This window comes from Actinomadura hibisca NBRC 15177, assembly GCF_001552635.1.
Taxonomy (GTDB): Bacteria; Actinomycetota; Actinomycetes; order Streptosporangiales; family Streptosporangiaceae; genus Spirillospora; species Spirillospora hibisca.
Window position 1 is genome coordinate 94,332 of record NZ_BCRO01000019.1, and the last position, 14,449, is coordinate 108,780.

15 protein-coding genes are annotated in these 14,449 nt (G+C 72.2%); 12 read left to right on the top strand and 3 right to left on the bottom strand.

The window, feature by feature from the left end:
• The first annotated feature begins 22 nt into the window (after positions 1-22).
• From AH6_RS09400 to AH6_RS09430, 7 genes are all read left to right on the top strand, one after another.
• Complete coding sequence (locus AH6_RS09400) at positions 23-916, top strand: branched-chain amino acid ABC transporter permease (protein ID WP_067476864.1); 894 nt, start codon at positions 23-25, stop codon at positions 914-916.
• A complete protein-coding gene (locus AH6_RS09405) occupies positions 913-1,941 on the top strand; it encodes a branched-chain amino acid ABC transporter permease (RefSeq protein ID WP_067476868.1) in 1,029 nt (342 codons plus the stop codon). Before AH6_RS09400 ends, AH6_RS09405 begins: the two co-directional genes overlap by 4 nt.
• Entirely contained in the window at positions 1,938-2,750 is an 813-nt protein-coding gene (locus AH6_RS09410; protein ID WP_067476871.1) for an ABC transporter ATP-binding protein, read from the top strand. The genes AH6_RS09405 and AH6_RS09410 overlap by 4 nt, the downstream gene beginning before the upstream one ends.
• Positions 2,737-3,495, top strand: a complete 759-nt coding sequence (locus AH6_RS09415; protein WP_245679248.1) for an ABC transporter ATP-binding protein — start codon at positions 2,737-2,739, stop codon at positions 3,493-3,495. Before AH6_RS09410 ends, AH6_RS09415 begins: the two co-directional genes overlap by 14 nt.
• Positions 3,496-3,529: 34 nt before the next feature.
• A complete protein-coding gene (locus AH6_RS09420; RefSeq protein ID WP_067476873.1) occupies positions 3,530-4,213 on the top strand; it encodes a GntR family transcriptional regulator in 684 nt (227 codons plus the stop codon).
• Positions 4,214-4,299: 86 nt separating this feature from the next.
• Entirely contained in the window at positions 4,300-4,725 is a 426-nt protein-coding gene (locus AH6_RS09425) for a MarR family winged helix-turn-helix transcriptional regulator (RefSeq protein WP_218005762.1), read from the top strand.
• Positions 4,726-4,781: 56 nt separating this feature from the next.
• Positions 4,782-6,011, top strand: a complete 1,230-nt coding sequence (locus tag AH6_RS09430; RefSeq protein WP_157431365.1) for an MFS transporter — start codon at positions 4,782-4,784, stop codon at positions 6,009-6,011.
• Positions 6,012-6,092: 81 nt separating this feature from the next.
• Here the strand turns inward: AH6_RS09430 and AH6_RS43585 are convergent, their stop codons facing one another.
• The gene (locus AH6_RS43585; protein WP_067476876.1) at positions 6,093-6,887 is read right to left on the bottom strand and encodes a DUF8129 domain-containing protein; all 795 of its coding nucleotides are present in this window, start codon (positions 6,885-6,887) and stop codon (positions 6,093-6,095) included.
• 252 nt (positions 6,888-7,139) lie between these two features.
• Between AH6_RS43585 and AH6_RS09440 the strand changes: the two genes are divergently transcribed.
• Positions 7,140-8,129 (top strand): 4-hydroxy-3-methylbut-2-enyl diphosphate reductase, encoded by a 990-nt coding sequence (locus AH6_RS09440; RefSeq protein ID WP_067476879.1) that lies wholly within the window; start codon positions 7,140-7,142, stop codon positions 8,127-8,129.
• Between the two features lie 126 nt (positions 8,130-8,255).
• On the opposite strand, the gene AH6_RS09445 is transcribed toward AH6_RS09440, so the two are convergent.
• The gene (locus tag AH6_RS09445; protein ID WP_067476881.1) at positions 8,256-8,885 is read right to left on the bottom strand and encodes a DUF6542 domain-containing protein; all 630 of its coding nucleotides are present in this window, start codon (positions 8,883-8,885) and stop codon (positions 8,256-8,258) included.
• Positions 8,882-10,213 carry a DNA recombination protein RmuC gene (locus AH6_RS09450; RefSeq protein WP_067476883.1) on the bottom strand — a complete coding sequence of 444 codons (1,332 nt, stop codon included), beginning with the start codon at positions 10,211-10,213 and terminating at the stop codon, positions 8,882-8,884. The genes AH6_RS09445 and AH6_RS09450 overlap by 4 nt, the downstream gene beginning before the upstream one ends.
• Positions 10,214-10,307: 94 nt before the next feature.
• Here AH6_RS09450 and AH6_RS09455 point away from each other — a divergent pair, with 94 nt between their 5' ends.
• The 4 genes from AH6_RS09455 to AH6_RS09470 all read left to right on the top strand — a co-directional run bounded on the left by AH6_RS09455 (position 10,308) and on the right by AH6_RS09470 (position 14,411).
• On the top strand, positions 10,308-11,375 hold the full coding sequence (locus tag AH6_RS09455; RefSeq protein ID WP_245679249.1) for an alpha/beta hydrolase: 1,068 nt from the start codon (positions 10,308-10,310) through the stop codon (positions 11,373-11,375).
• A 95-nt stretch (positions 11,376-11,470) separates the two neighbouring features.
• Entirely contained in the window at positions 11,471-12,562 is a 1,092-nt protein-coding gene (gene ychF / locus AH6_RS09460; RefSeq protein WP_067476889.1) for a redox-regulated ATPase YchF, read from the top strand.
• A gap of 481 nt (positions 12,563-13,043) precedes the next feature.
• Positions 13,044-14,051: a conjugal transfer protein gene (locus AH6_RS09465; protein ID WP_083982500.1), complete on the top strand. Its 1,008-nt coding sequence runs from the start codon at positions 13,044-13,046 to the stop codon at positions 14,049-14,051.
• 72 nt (positions 14,052-14,123) lie between these two features.
• Positions 14,124-14,411, top strand: coding sequence for a hypothetical protein (locus AH6_RS09470; protein WP_067476895.1), 288 nt, complete (start codon positions 14,124-14,126; stop codon positions 14,409-14,411).
• Positions 14,412-14,449: the final 38 nt, after the last annotated feature.

Below are 14,449 nucleotides of genomic sequence, written 5' to 3' on the forward strand. Positions count from 1 at the left end.
CGCGGAACACCGGAGCCACGGCGTGAGCCAGCTCATCTGGAACGGCCTGTTCGTCGGTTCCTTCTACGCCCTGGTCGCGCTCGGCTACAGCATGGTCTACGGCGTGATCAAGCTGCTCAACTTCGCCCACGGCGACCTGTACATGCTCGGCGCGTTCTCGGGGTTCGCGATGCTGGGCGTGCTCGGCGGGCTCGTGCAGTCGCAGTCGTTGCTGGCGCTGCTGCTGGTCCTGGTGGCGACGATGGCGGTGACCGGCCTCGCCGGGGTCGCGCTGGAGCGGGTGGCCTACCGGCCGCTGCGCGGCGCGCCCCGGCTGTCGCTGCTGATCACGGCGGTGGGCGCGTCGTTCGCGCTGGAGTACGGCACCCGCATCGTCGCCGGGCCGAACCCGAAGGTCTACCAGGTGCGGCTCGGCGGCACGTCGATGGAGGTGTTCGGTGCGCGCGTCACCGTCCAGCAACTCGTGCTGGTGGCCATCGCGATCGTGCTGATGGCGGCGCTCAACTGGCTGGTGATGCGCAGCCGCCAGGGCCGCGCCATGCGGGCGATCGCGCTGGACCCCAAGGCCGCGCGGCTGATGGGCGTGGACGTGGACGCGGTGATCGCGCGGACCTTCTTCATCGGCTCGGCGCTGGCGGGCGCGGCCGGGGTGATGGCCGGCGGCTACTACGGGAAGATCGACTTCCTGATGGGCTTCATCATCGGGCTCAAGGCGTTCACCGCCGCGGTGATCGGCGGCATCGGCAACATGCAGGGCACCATGCTCGGCGGCCTGCTGCTGGGCCTGCTGGAGTCGTTCGGCACCGACTGGCTGGGCGGCCAGTGGCGCGACGTGTTCGCGTTCGGCTGCCTGATCCTCTTCCTGACCGTGCGGCCCACCGGCCTGCTCGGCGAACGCGTGACGGAGCGCGTATGAGCGCGGTCGAGAACCGGCCCGTCGACGGCGGGCCGCCGGTCAAGCCGGTGCGGGGGCGCGGGCCCTCGCTGGTGACGCGGCTGCTGGAGAGCCGGCGGCTCGGCTGGGGCGGGCTCGCCCTCGCGCTGGCCGCGCCGCTGGTGATCGCGACGCCGTACGCGCTGAACGTGATGACCAGCGCGGCGATCTTCGTGATGCTGGCGGTCGGGCTGAACATCGTGGTCGGCTACTGCGGCCTGCTCGACCTCGGCTACGCGGCGTTCTTCGCCGTCGGCGCCTACACCAGCGGTGTGCTGGCCACCGAGCTGGGCCTGCCGCTGCTGGCCACCGTCCCGATCGTGGTGGTGGTGACGGTGCTGGCCGGGATCGTGATCGGCGCGCCGACGTTGCGGCTGCGCAGCGACTACCTCGCGATCGTCACGCTGGGCTTCGGCGAGATCATCCGCATCTGCGCCAACAACCTGGAGATCACCGGCGGCCCCTCGGGGATCTACGGCATCCCGGGGTTGTGGGGCGACGCCCTCGGCCCGGCCGGGTTCTACTACGCGACCGTGCTGATCGTCGCGCTGGCGGTGCTGCTGGCCGCGCGGCTCGGCCGCTCCCGGCTCGGCCGGGCCTGGCGGTTCGTGCGCGAGGACGAGGACGCCGCCGAGGCGATGGGCGTGCACACCTACAAGGTGAAGCTCGCCGCCTACATCGGCGGCGCGATCTGGGGCGGCCTCGCCGGGGTGCTGTTCGCCGCGCAGCTGTCGGCGATCTCCCCGGCCAGCTTCACCTTCCTGTGGTCGGCGCTGGTGCTGATGGCGGTGGTGCTCGGCGGCATGGGCTCCACGCCCGGCGTGGTGATCGGCGCGATCGTGATCAGCCTGGCGCCGGAGTTGTTGCGCGGGCTGGCCGACTACCGGTTCTTCGTGTTCGGGGTGCTGCTCATCATGGTGATGATCGTGCGTCCGCAGGGGTTGTGGCCGCACCGATCGCGGGAGACGCCGCACACTGCGGCCCGGTCGGGGGAGGCGGCGGAATGACGTTGCTCCAGGTACGGGACCTGCGGCTGGCGTTCGGCGGCGTGCAGGCCATCGACGGGCTGTCGTTCACGGTGGACGCGGGCGAGATCGTGTCGGTGATCGGGCCGAACGGCGCGGGCAAGACCTCGGCGTTCAACTGCGTCACCGGCTTCTACAAGCCGACCGGCGGCAGCGTCACGCTGGACGGCGCGCCGGTCACCGGCCGCCGCCCCGCGAAGATCGCCGGGCTGGGGGTGTCGCGCACCTTCCAGAACCCGCGCCTGTTCGGCGAGCTGTCGGTGCTGGACAACGTGCGGGCGGGCACGCACCTGTGGCTCAAGCAGAACGTGTTCGACGCGCTGGTGCACACGCCCCGCTACCGGCGCAGCGAGCAGGAGGCCACCGACGAGGCGCACAGGTGGCTCGACTTCGTCGGCCTGCGCGGCGACCGCGCCGGGCTGGTGCGGCACCTGCCCTACGGCGAGCAACGGCGGGTGGAGATCGCGCGGGCGCTGGCCCGGCGGCCCCGCCTGCTGCTGCTGGACGAGCCCGCCGCCGGGCTGAACCACGGCGAGAAGGGCGAACTGCTCGATCTGATCCGGCGCATCCGCGAGCTGGGCACCGCGATCGCGCTGATCGAGCACGACATGGGCCTGGTCATGGAGGTCTCGCAGCGCGTGGTGGTGCTCAACTTCGGCAAGGAGATCGCCGACGGGCCGCCGGAGCAGGTGCGGCAGGATCCGGCCGTCATCGAGGCGTACCTCGGGCGCGACGCCGACGACGCCGAGCTGGCCGCGGCGCGTGAGGAGGTGCGCGGTGTCGAAGGGTGAGTCATCGGCGGCGGCCGGATCGCAGGCCGCGCCGCTGCTGGAGATCAGCGGCCTGGAGGTGCGCTACGGCGGCGTCCAGGCGCTGCGCGGGCTGGACCTGACCGTGCGCGAGGGCGAGATCGTCGCGCTGCTCGGCAACAACGGCGCGGGCAAGACCACCACGCTGTCGGCGATCTCGGGGCTGGTGCGCCCGTCGGCCGGGAGCATCACGCTGGCGGGGCGGGACATCAGCCGCGCCAAGGCCACCAAGATCGTGGACGCGGGCGTGGTGCACGTGCCCGAGGGCCGCCGGATCTTCAGCACGCTGACCGTGCAGGAGAACCTCCAGATCGGCGGCTACCTGGTGCGCGACTCCGGCGAGCTGCGCCGCCGCATCGACGAGGTCTACCAGCTGCTGCCGCGCCTCGCCGAGCGGCGCGGCCAGCAGGGCGGCACGTTGTCGGGCGGCGAGCAGCAGATGCTGGCGATCGGCCGGGCACTGGTGGCCCGGCCCCGGCTGCTGATGCTGGACGAGCCGTCGATGGGGCTGGCCCCGCTGATCGTCGCGGCCGTGATGGACGTGATCGGCGACATCAACGCCGCCGGGTCCACGGTGCTGCTGGTCGAGCAGAACGCCAAGGCCGCGCTGCGGATCGCGCACCGCGGGCTGGTGATCGAGAACGGCGCGGCGGTGCTGCACGGCCCGGCCGCCGAGCTGGCCGCCGACGCCCGCGTCGTCGAGGCGTACCTGGGCGGCGCCCGCTAGCCGGTCCCGAGCCCGTCCGAGCAAGGAGCGGCCCATGTCCGAGCCCCCGCCGCCCGACCTGCCGCCGCTGGGCGAGCGGCGCAACGCCCGCGAGCGCGTCGCCGACGCGCTGCGCGCCGCGCTGGTGGCGGGGGACCTGCGGCCCGGCTCGGTCTACTCCGCGCCCGCGCTGGCCGAGCGGTTCGGGGTGTCGGCGACCCCGGTCCGCGAGGCCATGCTCGACCTGGCCAAGGAGGGCCTGGTCACCGCGGTCCGCAACAAGGGCTTCCGCGTCACCGCGCTGTCGGACCGCGACCTGGACGAGATCACGCAGGTGCGGGCGCTGATCGAGGTGCCGACGGTGGGCCGGGTCGCCGCCGCCGTGCCCGGCGTGCTGCCCGCCGCCGAGGTCACCGCGCTGCGCCCGCTCGCCGAGGCGATCGTCGACGCCGCCGGACGCCGCGACGTGCTGGCCTACATCGCCGCCGACCACGACTTCCACCTGGCGCTGCTCGGCCTGGCCGGGAACGCGCACCTGGTGGGGGTGGTGCGCGACCTGCGGCACCGGTCGCGGCTGTACGGGGTGCCGAGCCTCGCCGAGCGCGGCGAGCTGCTGCCCTCGGCCGCCGAGCACCTGGAACTGCTCGACACGGTCGCGGCGGGGGACGTCACGGGAGCCGAGGCGCTGATGCGCCACCATCTGAGGCATGTGCGCGGCATCTGGGCCGCGCGCCGCTGAACGAGCCGCCCGTACCGGGACGAACGCCCCGGGTTGAATAGTTAGCCAAACTAACTTAGACTGGCTAAGTAATTCGAGGAGACGACGTGACCGATCCGAACCGCGAGCTGGCCGAGCACTTCAACCGGCGCCTGCGCGACGTGGTCCTGCTGCTGCGCCGGGTCAGCGCCGACCAGCCGGTCACCAGCCAGCAGGCGTCGGTGCTCGGCTCGCTGGAGGGCGGCCCCCGCCGGATGACCGAGCTGGCCGACGAGCAGGGGGTCCGGCTGCCCACCATGACCGCCCTGGTCAACCGCCTGGAGCGGGACGGCCTGGCGGCGCGCGGCCGGGACGCCTCCGACGCCCGCGTGGTCACCGTCGAGATCACCCCGGCCGGGGCCGCGCAGCTGCACGCCACCCGCGAGCGCCGCACCGAGGCGCTCGCCGAGCGCATCGCCGCCCTGGACGAGGAGCAGCGCGCCGCGATCGCCGCGGCCCTGCCGGCGCTCGACCGTCTCTTCGACCCGTCCTGAGCCCCCGATCCGCGCGACCGAGGACCCAGCCGCACCCTCCTGAGAGGAAGGTCTTCATGCACTCGCAGCCACCGGACACGGCCGCCAAGGGCGGCATCCTGCGCCAGCCGATGTCGGTCTGGGCGACGGCGTTCGCGGCGGTGGTCGCGTTCATGGGCATCGGCCTGGTGGACCCGATCCTGCCCGCCATCGCCGAGAACCTGCAGGCCACGCCGTCCCAGGTGTCGCTGCTGTTCACCAGCTACTTCCTGATCACCGCGGTGGCGATGCTGATCACCGGCTGGGTGTCCAGCCGGATCGGCGGCAAGCGGACGCTGATGATCGGCCTCACGCTGGTGGTGGTCTTCGCGGCGCTCGCCGGGACCTCCGACAGCGTCGGCCAGCTCATCGGCTTCCGCGCGGGCTGGGGCCTCGGCAACGCGCTGTTCGTCGCGACCGCGCTGGCGGTCATCGTCGGCGCGGCCAGCGGCGGCGCCGAGTCCGCCATCATCCTCTACGAGGCCGCGCTCGGCCTCGGCATCTCGATGGGCCCGCTGGTCGGCGCGCTGCTGGGCGACATGAACTGGCGCTACCCGTTCTTCGGCACCGCCGTGCTGATGGCCGTCGGATTCCTGCTGATCGCCACGCTGCTCAAGCCCACGCCGAAGCCCGCGACGCCGACGAGGCTGTCGGCCCCGATCCGCGCGCTCGGCCACGGGGGCCTGTCCACGACCGCCTTCACCGCGCTGTTCTACAACTACGCGTTCTTCACGATCCTCGCCTTCACCCCGTTCATCCTGCACATGGACGCGCACGGCATCGGCCTGGTGTTCTTCGGGTGGGGCGTGCTGGTGGCGCTGGCGTCGGTGTTCGCCGCGCCCTTCCTCCAGCGCCGCATCGGGACGGTCCGGGTCATGCACCTGGCGCTGGCGCTGCTGGTCGTCTTCCAGCTCGGCCTGGCGGTGTCCGGGCACACCGGGATCATCATCTGCACGATCCTGTCCGGCATCCCGATCGGCATGAACAACACCGCCTTCACCGAGGCCGCCATGGAGGTCTCCGACAACCCCCGGCCGGTCGCCTCGGCGGGCTACAACTTCGTCCGCTGGATGGGCGGCGCGCTGGCCCCCTTCTTCGCCAGCAAGCTGGCCGAGAAGACCGACGCCTCGGTGCCCTACTACGTCGGCGCGGCGTGCTGCCTGGTCGCCATCGCGATCCTGGTGGTGCGACGCCGGCACCTGGCGGCGCTGGAGCGGGTGGACATCGACCACACCTTCCAGGAAGCGCCGCTTCCCGCGCAGGCGTGACCCCCGCTGACAGAAAGAACGACCCCCGGGACATTCCCGGGGGCCGTTCTTCGTGCCGTGATCAAATGGCCGGGCACGGCCTCAGCCGCGGCCGTTGAGCTTGGTGATGCGGTTCTCGTACATCTTGAGGACCTCGGCGCGGGCGGCGTGCTTGGCCTCGTACTCGCGCAGCAGCTTCACCTGGTCGGCCGACAGGCCGCGGAGCCGGGCGCGGAGCTGGGGCAGCGTGGCCGCGTCGTAGTCGGGCACGGGCAGCTCGGCGGCGACGGCTTCGGCCTCGGCCTGGGCGGCGGGCCTGAGCTCGGGCTTGGGCTCGAACTCGGGCTTGGCGGCGGGCTTGGCCTTGGCCTCGGTCTTCGGCTCAGCCTTGGCCTCGGGCTTCGGCTCCGGCTTGGCGGCGGGCCTGGGCTTCGGCTCGGCCTTCGGGGCGGGCGCGGCGGCCTTCGGCTCAGCCGGGGCAGCGGGCTTGACCTCGGGCTTCGCGGCCGGCTTGGGCGCGGCCGCGGGCTTGCCGATCGAGATCTCCTTGTCGGCGTCGGCCGCGGGCTTCGGCGCGGGCTTCGCCTCCACCTTCGGCCGGGGCTTGGCCGCCACGGGCGCGGGCTCGGCCTCCTCGCCGCCGCGCACCTTCTCCACCACCGCGCCGACGACCTTGAACGTCGTGACCTGGACGTCCCCGGCCAGCCGCCCGATGACCGGCTTCACGCCGCCGCCCTCGGTGATCTCCTTGTAGTCCTTGGTCACCCGGTCGCTCAGCAGCAGGGCCCGGCCCACGCCGAACATGGCCAGGCGCACCGCGTGCAGGGGGAGGTCGCGGACCTGCTCGCCCACCGTCTCCTGCACCTGTCGCTTGATGCGGCGCGGCGATCTCGTCATCGTCTTCCATCTCCCTGCTGTCCCGGTCACGGGACTGGGTCGATACGGAACCGGCTGTCCATCTCACTTTGCCCCATGGGTGCGAGAGTGGTCACCCCGGGTTAATGGATTTCTGTCCAAAAAGCGCGTGGAGTGGGTCACATTGCGGGCTTCACCAGAGCTTTGTCCGCGCCGTTCGGAGCGGTTCGGGGCGGTTCACGGCCTTCGCGGCGAACGGTGCGGGACGTGTGGGACGGCTCGTACGATAGGGGCATGACCTCCAACAGCCAGCGCCGTGTCCTGCTCGCCAAACCGCGTGGTTACTGCGCCGGCGTGGACCGCGCCGTCGAGACGGTCGAGATCGCCCTGGAGAAGTACGGGGCCCCGGTCTACGTGCGCAAGCAGATCGTCCACAACGTGCACGTGGTCCGCACCCTGGAGGAGCGCGGCGCGATCTTCGTGGACGAGACCGAGGAGGTGCCCGAGGGCTCCATCGTGGTCTTCTCCGCGCACGGCGTCGCCCCGGTCGTGCACCAGGAGGCGCGCGGCCGCAACCTCGCCACCATCGACGCGACCTGCCCCCTGGTGACCAAGGTCCACAAGGAGGCCGTGCGGTTCGCCAAGGACGACTACGACATCCTGCTGATCGGGCACGAGGGCCACGAGGAGGTCATCGGCACCAGCGGCGAGGCCCCCGACCACATCCACCTGGTCGACGGCCCCGGCGACGTCGCCAACGTGCAGGTCCGCGACCCCGACAAGGTGGCGTGGTTGTCGCAGACGACCCTGTCGGTGGACGAGACCCTCGCCACCGTCCGCGCGCTGCGCGAGCGCTTCCCCAACCTGATGGACCCGCCCTCCGACGACATCTGCTACGCCACCCAGAACCGGCAGGTCGCCGTCAAGCAGATGGCCGCGGGCGCCGAGCTGGTCATCGTGGTCGGCTCCACCAACTCCTCCAACTCGGTCCGCCTGGTCGAGGTCGCCAAGGAGCACGGCGCCGACAACGCCTACCTGGTCGACTACGCCGCCGAGATCGACGAGGCGTGGCTGGCGGGCGTCACCACCGTCGGCGTCACCAGCGGCGCGTCGGTGCCCGACGAGCTGGTGCAGGGCGTGCTGGCGTGGCTGGCCGAGCGCGGCTACGGCGACGTCGAGGAGATCGAGTCGGTCAAGGAGAGCATGCGCTTCGCCCTCCCGCACGAGCTGCGCAGTGTTCAACGGCCTTCCGGCCCAGGCCCTCGCCTGGAGGCTCGGACCTGACCGGAAAGCTGGCGAGCGCTGCATCGCTTCGCGATCTGTCGCGCGGGGACTCGCCTTCGGCTTCGGCCCCGCGCGACAGACCTTCGGTCGCGCTCGCGGTGCGGGCTGAGGCAGCCGATCAGGCTGTCAGTCCACGTCGGCGTGCGGCGGGCCGTCGTCCTGGGCGGAGGCGGAGCGGCGGTAGCGGGGCGACCGGCGCTGCTGCGCGGTCTCGTCCCAGCGCACCGGGTCCTCGTTCTCCTCCTCCATGAACAGGCGCATCCCGGCCAGCCGGCCGCGCAGGTCCCTGACCTGGGCGAGCAGCCCGCGCGGCGTGGTGATCACCAGCAGCAGCAGCGTGCCGCCGAACAACCACGGCGCGGTGGCCGCCAGCGCCAGCAGCACCCCGCCGCCCACGCCGGTCAGCAGCGAGCCGTCGCCGAGCGCGGTGACCAGCACCGCCAGGAAGGTCGCGGCCAGGAAGACCAGCGGCGGGCTCACTGCCAGCGTCAGCAGGTCGGCCGGGCGGGTCAGCAGCGCGGCGGCCGCGCAGCCCAGCACGAAACCGGCCCCGGCCAGCAGCTCCAGCTCCAGCCAGCGCGCCAGCAGGCCGCCCAGCAGGGCGGTGGCGAACATGACGACGATGCCGCCGCGTCCGGTGAGGGTGACCGCGCCGCCCGCGGCCCGCGCGGACGCGGCGCCGCGCTGCCGCCGCGCCGGCCCCCCGCCGGACGACGCGCCGCCGCCGGGCGCTTCGCGTATCGTCGATGCACTCATTGCCACCCTTTCTCCCGATCAATTTGATCAGGGACGGCCCGTCCGCGGAAACCTATCGGTTCCGTGGCGGAGACCGATTGTGGACGCCCGCCGTTCTCGCGGGCGGTCCCGTCGGCCGCCGTCAGCTCGGCGGCCGACAACGCGCGCGGGCTCTCCTCCACCGGCGCGGGCCCGGCCAGCGGCGTCTCGACGACGCCCAGCTCGTTCAGCCGCCGCGCGCTGACCAGCACGCGCGTCTCCAGCGAACCCACGGTCCGGTTGTAGGACTTGATCGCGTTGGTGAGGGAGCGGCCCAGCTCGTCCACGTGCCCGCCCATCGTGCCGAGCCGCTCGTACAGCTCCTTGCCCAGCTCGAACACCGCGCGGGCGTTGCGCGACAGGGCCGCCTGCTGCCAGGCGTAGGACGCGGTCCGCAACATCGTGATCAGCGTGGTGGGGGTGGCGATGTGCACGCGGCGGCGCATCGCGTACTCCAGCAGGCCGGGGTCGCGGTCCAGCGCGGGGGCCAGGAACGCCTCGCCGGGGATGAACAGCACCACGAACTCGGGGGTGGGGTTGAACGCCTGCCAGTAGGACTTGGCGGCGAGCTGGTCCACGTGGTTGCGCAGGTGGCGGGCGTGCGCGTCCAGCCGGTTGCGCTCGGCGGCCGGGTCGTCGCTCCCGGCGGCCTCCAGGTAGGCGGCCAGCGACACCTTGGAGTCGACCACGATGTTCTTGCCGCCCGCCAGGCGTACCACCATGTCGGGGCGGACGGTGCCGTCCTCGGTGGCGGCGCTGGCCTGCTCGTCGAAGTCGCAGTGGTGGGTCATCCCGGCCAGCTCCACGACGCGTCGCAACTGGAGCTCGCCCCAGCGGCCGCGCGCCTCGGGCCGTTGCAGGGCGCGCACCAGGGTGCGGGTCTCGCCGCGCAGCTGCTCGGAGCTCTGGCGGACGAACTCCACCTGCTTGGCCAGCATCGCGTGCGACTCGCGGCGGCCGGTCTCGACCTCGCGGAGCTGCTCCTCGACCTTGGCCAGCGTCTCGCGCAGCGGCGCGACCAGGTGCTCGACGGCCTGCTGGCGGCGCTCCAGCTCCCCGGCCGCCTCGATCCCGGCGGCCTTCAGGCGGGTGTCGGCCAGCTCCAGGAAGCGCTGGTTGCTGGCGTCCAGGGCCTTGGCCGACAGGTTCTCGAAGTGCTCGGCCATGCGCTCCTCGGCGTAGGCGAGCTTCTCCTCGGCGGCCTTGGCCCGCGCGATCAGCGCGCCCTGGCGGCCGGTGGCCAGCGCGTACCCGACCACGACGCCGAAGGCGGCCCCGACGAACAGGCCGGCGAACAGCGCGAGATCCATCCGTTCATCGTGACAGCGCGACCCGGGCGCGCCGGTGCGACGCGCCGGTACGGCCGCCGAGCCCGACAATTAGCCTCATCGTTCACTAAGCATCGTGAACCCGGACGGACGGCGCGAACGTCCGTCCGGCCCGGCCCCCGCCGAGGAGCAGCGCATGACCATCGACACCCCGCCGCACGCCCTGCGTCCCGTGGCCACCACCCCGGCCGAGCGCCGCGTCGCCCGCGCGCTGGCCCTGGAGCCGGGCGGGCCGCCGACCCTCCAGGCGCGCATCGCCAACAAGGTGATCCGCGTGCTGATGCGCACCGCCTGGGAGCACGGACCCGACAGCGACGCCGGGCTGGTCCGCATCCAGCGCGCCACCGACCTGCTCGGCCGCCTCCAGGCCGTGCCGCGCGGCGTCGCCATCACCCCGCAGGAGCTGGACGGGTGCGGCGCCGAGTGGGTGCGCGCGGGAGCGCCGGACGAGGACAAGGTCTTCCTCTACCTGCACGGCGGCGGCTACTTCTTCGGCAGCCCGCGCCTGTACCGGCCGTTCAACTGGCGGCTGTCGGCGTCCACCGCGCGCCCGGTGCTGGCGCTGGACTACCGGCTGGTGCCCGAGCACACCCCGGCCGACGCGCTCGCCGACGCGCTGACCGCCTACGACTTCCTGCTGGCGCGCGGGCACGAGCCGGCGCAGATCGTCGTCGGCGGCGACTCGGCCGGCGGCCACCTCACCCTGGCCCTGCTGCTGGCGCTGAAGGAGCGCGGCACGCCGCTGCCCGCCGCCGCGGTCTGCCTGTCGCCGTGGGTGGACCTGCTGTGCGCCGCCGACTCCCACACCGCCAACGCCCGCACCGACCACCTGATCCCGGCCCGGAAGCTGGCCGAGTTGGGGAAGCAGTACTGCGCGGGCAAGGAGGAGAACGACCCGCTGTTCGCCCCGGCGCGCGCCGACCTGGGCGGGCTGCCGCCGACGATGTTCGTGGCGAGCGGCACCGAGATCCTGCGCGACGAGACCCGCGACGTGGCCGAGCGCGCCCGGCGGGCCGGGGTCGAGGCGGTCTACCAGGAGTGGGACGGCCTGGTGCACGTCTTCCCGGTGTTCTCCGACTACATGCCCGAGGGCAAGGCCGCCTTCCGGCACATCGCCGAGTTCCTGCGCCGCCACGGCGTCTGATCCGGATCTGCGGCGCGGCGCCGGGGAGATCATCCACAGGTGTTCACCCCGGCGCCGTCCGCCGCTGGTCCGGCGGGCCCATAAACTTGTCCGCCGTGAGCCTCTCCATCGGAATCGTCGGGCTGCCCAACGTCGGCAAGTCCACGCTGTTCAACGCGCTGACCAAGAACGACGCGCTGGCCGCGAACTACCCGTTCGCGACCATCGAGCCCAACGTCGGCGTGGTCGGGGTGCCCGACCCGCGGCTGGAGGGCCTGGCGAAGATCTTCGGCTCGGCCAAGATCCTCCCGGCCACGATGGAGTTCGTGGACATCGCCGGCATCGTCAAGGGCGCCTCCGAGGGGCAGGGCCTGGGCAACAAGTTCCTGGCCAACATCCGCGAGACCAGCGCGATCTGCCAGGTCATCCGCGCCTTCGAGGACCCCGACGTCACCCACGTGGACGGCGATGTCGCGCCCTCGCGCGACATCGAGACCATCAACACCGAGCTGATCCTCGCCGACCTCCAGACGATCGAGAAGGCCCTGCCGCGCCTGGAGAAGGAGACGCGCACCAAGAAAGACAAGGACCAGCTCGCCGTCCTGGACGCGGTGCAGAGCGCGCAGAAGCTGCTGGACGAGGGCGTCACGCTGTTCGCCGGGGCCGCCAAGGCCGGCATCGACCTCGCGCTGCTGCGCGAGCTGCACCTGCTCACCGCCAAGCCGTTCCTCTACGTGTTCAACCTCGACGAGGACGAGCTGTCGGACGAGGCGCTGAAGGGTCGGCTGCGCGAGCTGGTCGCCCCCGCCGAGGCCATCTTCCTGGACGCCAAGATCGAGGCCGAGCTCATCGAGCTGCCCGACGAGGAGGCCCTGGAGCTGCTGCAGGGCATGGGCCAGGAGGAGTCGGGCCTGTCGCAGCTGGTGCGCATCGGCTTCGACACCCTGGGTCTGCAGACCTACCTGACCGCCGGGCCCAAGGAGTCGCGCGCCTGGACGATCCGCAAGGGCGCCACCGCGCCGGAGGCGGCCGGGGTCATCCACACCGACTTCCAGCGCGGCTTCATCAAGGCCGAGATCGTGTCCTACGACGACCTGGTCGCCGAGGGCTCGATGGCCGCCGCCCGCACCGCCGGCAAGGTCCGGATGGAGGGCAAGGAGTACGTGATGCAGGACGGCGACGTGGTGGAGTTCCGTTTCAACGTCTGAACCGCGCCCGTTCCCGCGACGGCCCGGCCCACCCTCGGGGGTGCGCCGGGCCGTCGCGCGTGCGCAAGTTTCGGTGTCCGGTACGGGGAGATATTCCCGCGCATGCAGCGTGCTACGTGCAGTTATGTCGCGAAGTCGACACGATGTCGGATTCGATGGAAAGAGATTGCGGGCCGGACGGACACCCGGTCGGTAATCGCCGCCGCACTCCGGCCCGCTTGTCCGTGACCGGGACCTGCGCACCCTTCGGAGGCATGGGTAGAGGATCGTCACCGTTTGGCAATCTTCCCTGTTCCGGACGAGGTGGATTGCATTATCCACAACCGCGCGGCGGGGCTGTGCTTGACCGCGATGCGCTGGAAGAATTGGCGCTCGTGGTTACGCTGGGCCCGAGGTGGGTTGGCAAGGCCACCGTTCGACACGTACGAGACCAGGCGAACATGACCGCGCCGACCGGGGGCGAGGCGCGAGCGGAGGCAGGATGGCTCGCAGGTCGGCCGTGGAACACGGCCGTGAGACCGCCGTGGTCGAGGAGGCGGCGACCGGCCGCGCCCTCGACCCGTGGGACGTGCCCGACCGGGGCCGCCGCCGCGGCGGGTCCGGCGGCGACCGCCCGCGCGGCGGGCGCTGGGGCGGGTCCGGCGGCCGCTGGTGGGTGTGGATCGGCCGCGCGGTGTTGTGGGCGGTCCTGCTCGTCATCCTCGTCAACGGCATCCGCGCCCCCTTCGAGCGCTTCACCGCCGACGACGGCGCCGGCACCGGCGCGAGCCCGGCCGTCCGCGAGGGGCAGTTCCCCAGCAGCTCGGCCGGGGCCTACGCGCTCCAGTTCGCCAACGTCTACCTGAACTACGACCAGAAGAACGCGCCCGCCCGCGACGAGCAGCTGCGCGCGTTCCTGCCCGAGGGCGCCGACCCCAAGTTCGGCTGGAACGGCGTCGGCCAGCTGTCGGTCCAGTCCGTCCAGGTCGCCGGCGTCGAGGTGCACGACGCCAACAACGCGTCGGTGACCATCCTGGCCCGCAGCCAGGACAAGTGGCTCCGCCTCAACGTCCCCGTCTTCGCCAAGGACGGCGCGCTGGTCATCTCCGGCCGGCCCGCGCTGCTCCCGCCGCCCACCAAGGCCACGCTTCCCCAGCAGGGCGTCCGCGACCGCGACACCGCCCTGGAGAGCGTGCTCCAGCCCATGCTCGGTACCTTCTTCCAGGCGTACGCCCGCAGCGACCAGGCGACGCTGTCGCGCTACGCGGCCGGCCCCGCCCTGCCGGGCCTCGCCGAGTCGGTGAACTACGTGGCGGTCCGCGGCGTCGTCGCGCCCAAGGGCGCGGCCGACGAGCGCACCGTCACCGTCACCGTGGCGTGGCAGCTGCCCGGCAGCGCCGCCGGCGGCGCGGGCGAACTGGAACAGGCCTACTGGATGGCCATGGTGAAGAAGGGCGACAACTGGTACGTGAAGGACATTCGCGGAACCACCGAGCCGAACGCGTCATGAGAGGTCGCGAAGTGAGAGCACACCGGGGCCCCTGCCCCGTGACACCCGGCGACCCAGGAAGGTAACCCGTCGATGCTGCACCACATCATGGCGTCGATTCCGCACGAGATCCTGGCGGCGCCCAACAACGACGAACTGAAGACCGACCAGCTGGCGGACTGGCTGCGCCAGATCTTCGGCCCGCTGTTCCTGGTGATCGTCTCCATTGTGGCGATCTTCTTCCTGTTCACCCGGGAGATCACCAGGTTCGTGCAATTCATCGTCCTCGCGATCGGCATTGGAGTGGTCTTCTACGTTCCCAACATCATCGAGACGACGGCCAGGGCGATAGCCAAGGCCCTCGGCGTGGACATCAGCTGAGGACGGCCGACACCGAGGCCGGGACAGGCCCCCCGGCG

Bases quoted from the DNA above. Each gene is read 5' to 3' on its own strand.
- AH6_RS09430 (WP_157431365.1), top strand. From the start codon at position 4,782: ATGCACTCGCAGCCACCGGACACGGCCGCCAAGGGCGGCATCCTGCGC.
- AH6_RS09440 (WP_067476879.1), top strand. From the start codon at position 7,140: ATGACCTCCAACAGCCAGCGCCGTGTCCTGCTCGCCAAACCGCGTGGT.
- AH6_RS09410 (WP_067476871.1), top strand. From the start codon at position 1,938: ATGACGTTGCTCCAGGTACGGGACCTGCGGCTGGCGTTCGGCGGCGTG.
- AH6_RS09405 (WP_067476868.1), top strand. From the start codon at position 913: ATGAGCGCGGTCGAGAACCGGCCCGTCGACGGCGGGCCGCCGGTCAAG.
- AH6_RS09465 (WP_083982500.1), top strand. From the start codon at position 13,044: ATGGCTCGCAGGTCGGCCGTGGAACACGGCCGTGAGACCGCCGTGGTC.
- AH6_RS09450 (WP_067476883.1), bottom strand. From the start codon at position 10,213: ATGGATCTCGCGCTGTTCGCCGGCCTGTTCGTCGGGGCCGCCTTCGGC.
- AH6_RS09420 (WP_067476873.1), top strand. From the start codon at position 3,530: ATGTCCGAGCCCCCGCCGCCCGACCTGCCGCCGCTGGGCGAGCGGCGC.
- AH6_RS43585 (WP_067476876.1), bottom strand. From the start codon at position 6,887: ATGACGAGATCGCCGCGCCGCATCAAGCGACAGGTGCAGGAGACGGTG.
- AH6_RS09470 (WP_067476895.1), top strand. From the start codon at position 14,124: ATGCTGCACCACATCATGGCGTCGATTCCGCACGAGATCCTGGCGGCG.
- AH6_RS09445 (WP_067476881.1), bottom strand. From the start codon at position 8,885: ATGAGTGCATCGACGATACGCGAAGCGCCCGGCGGCGGCGCGTCGTCC.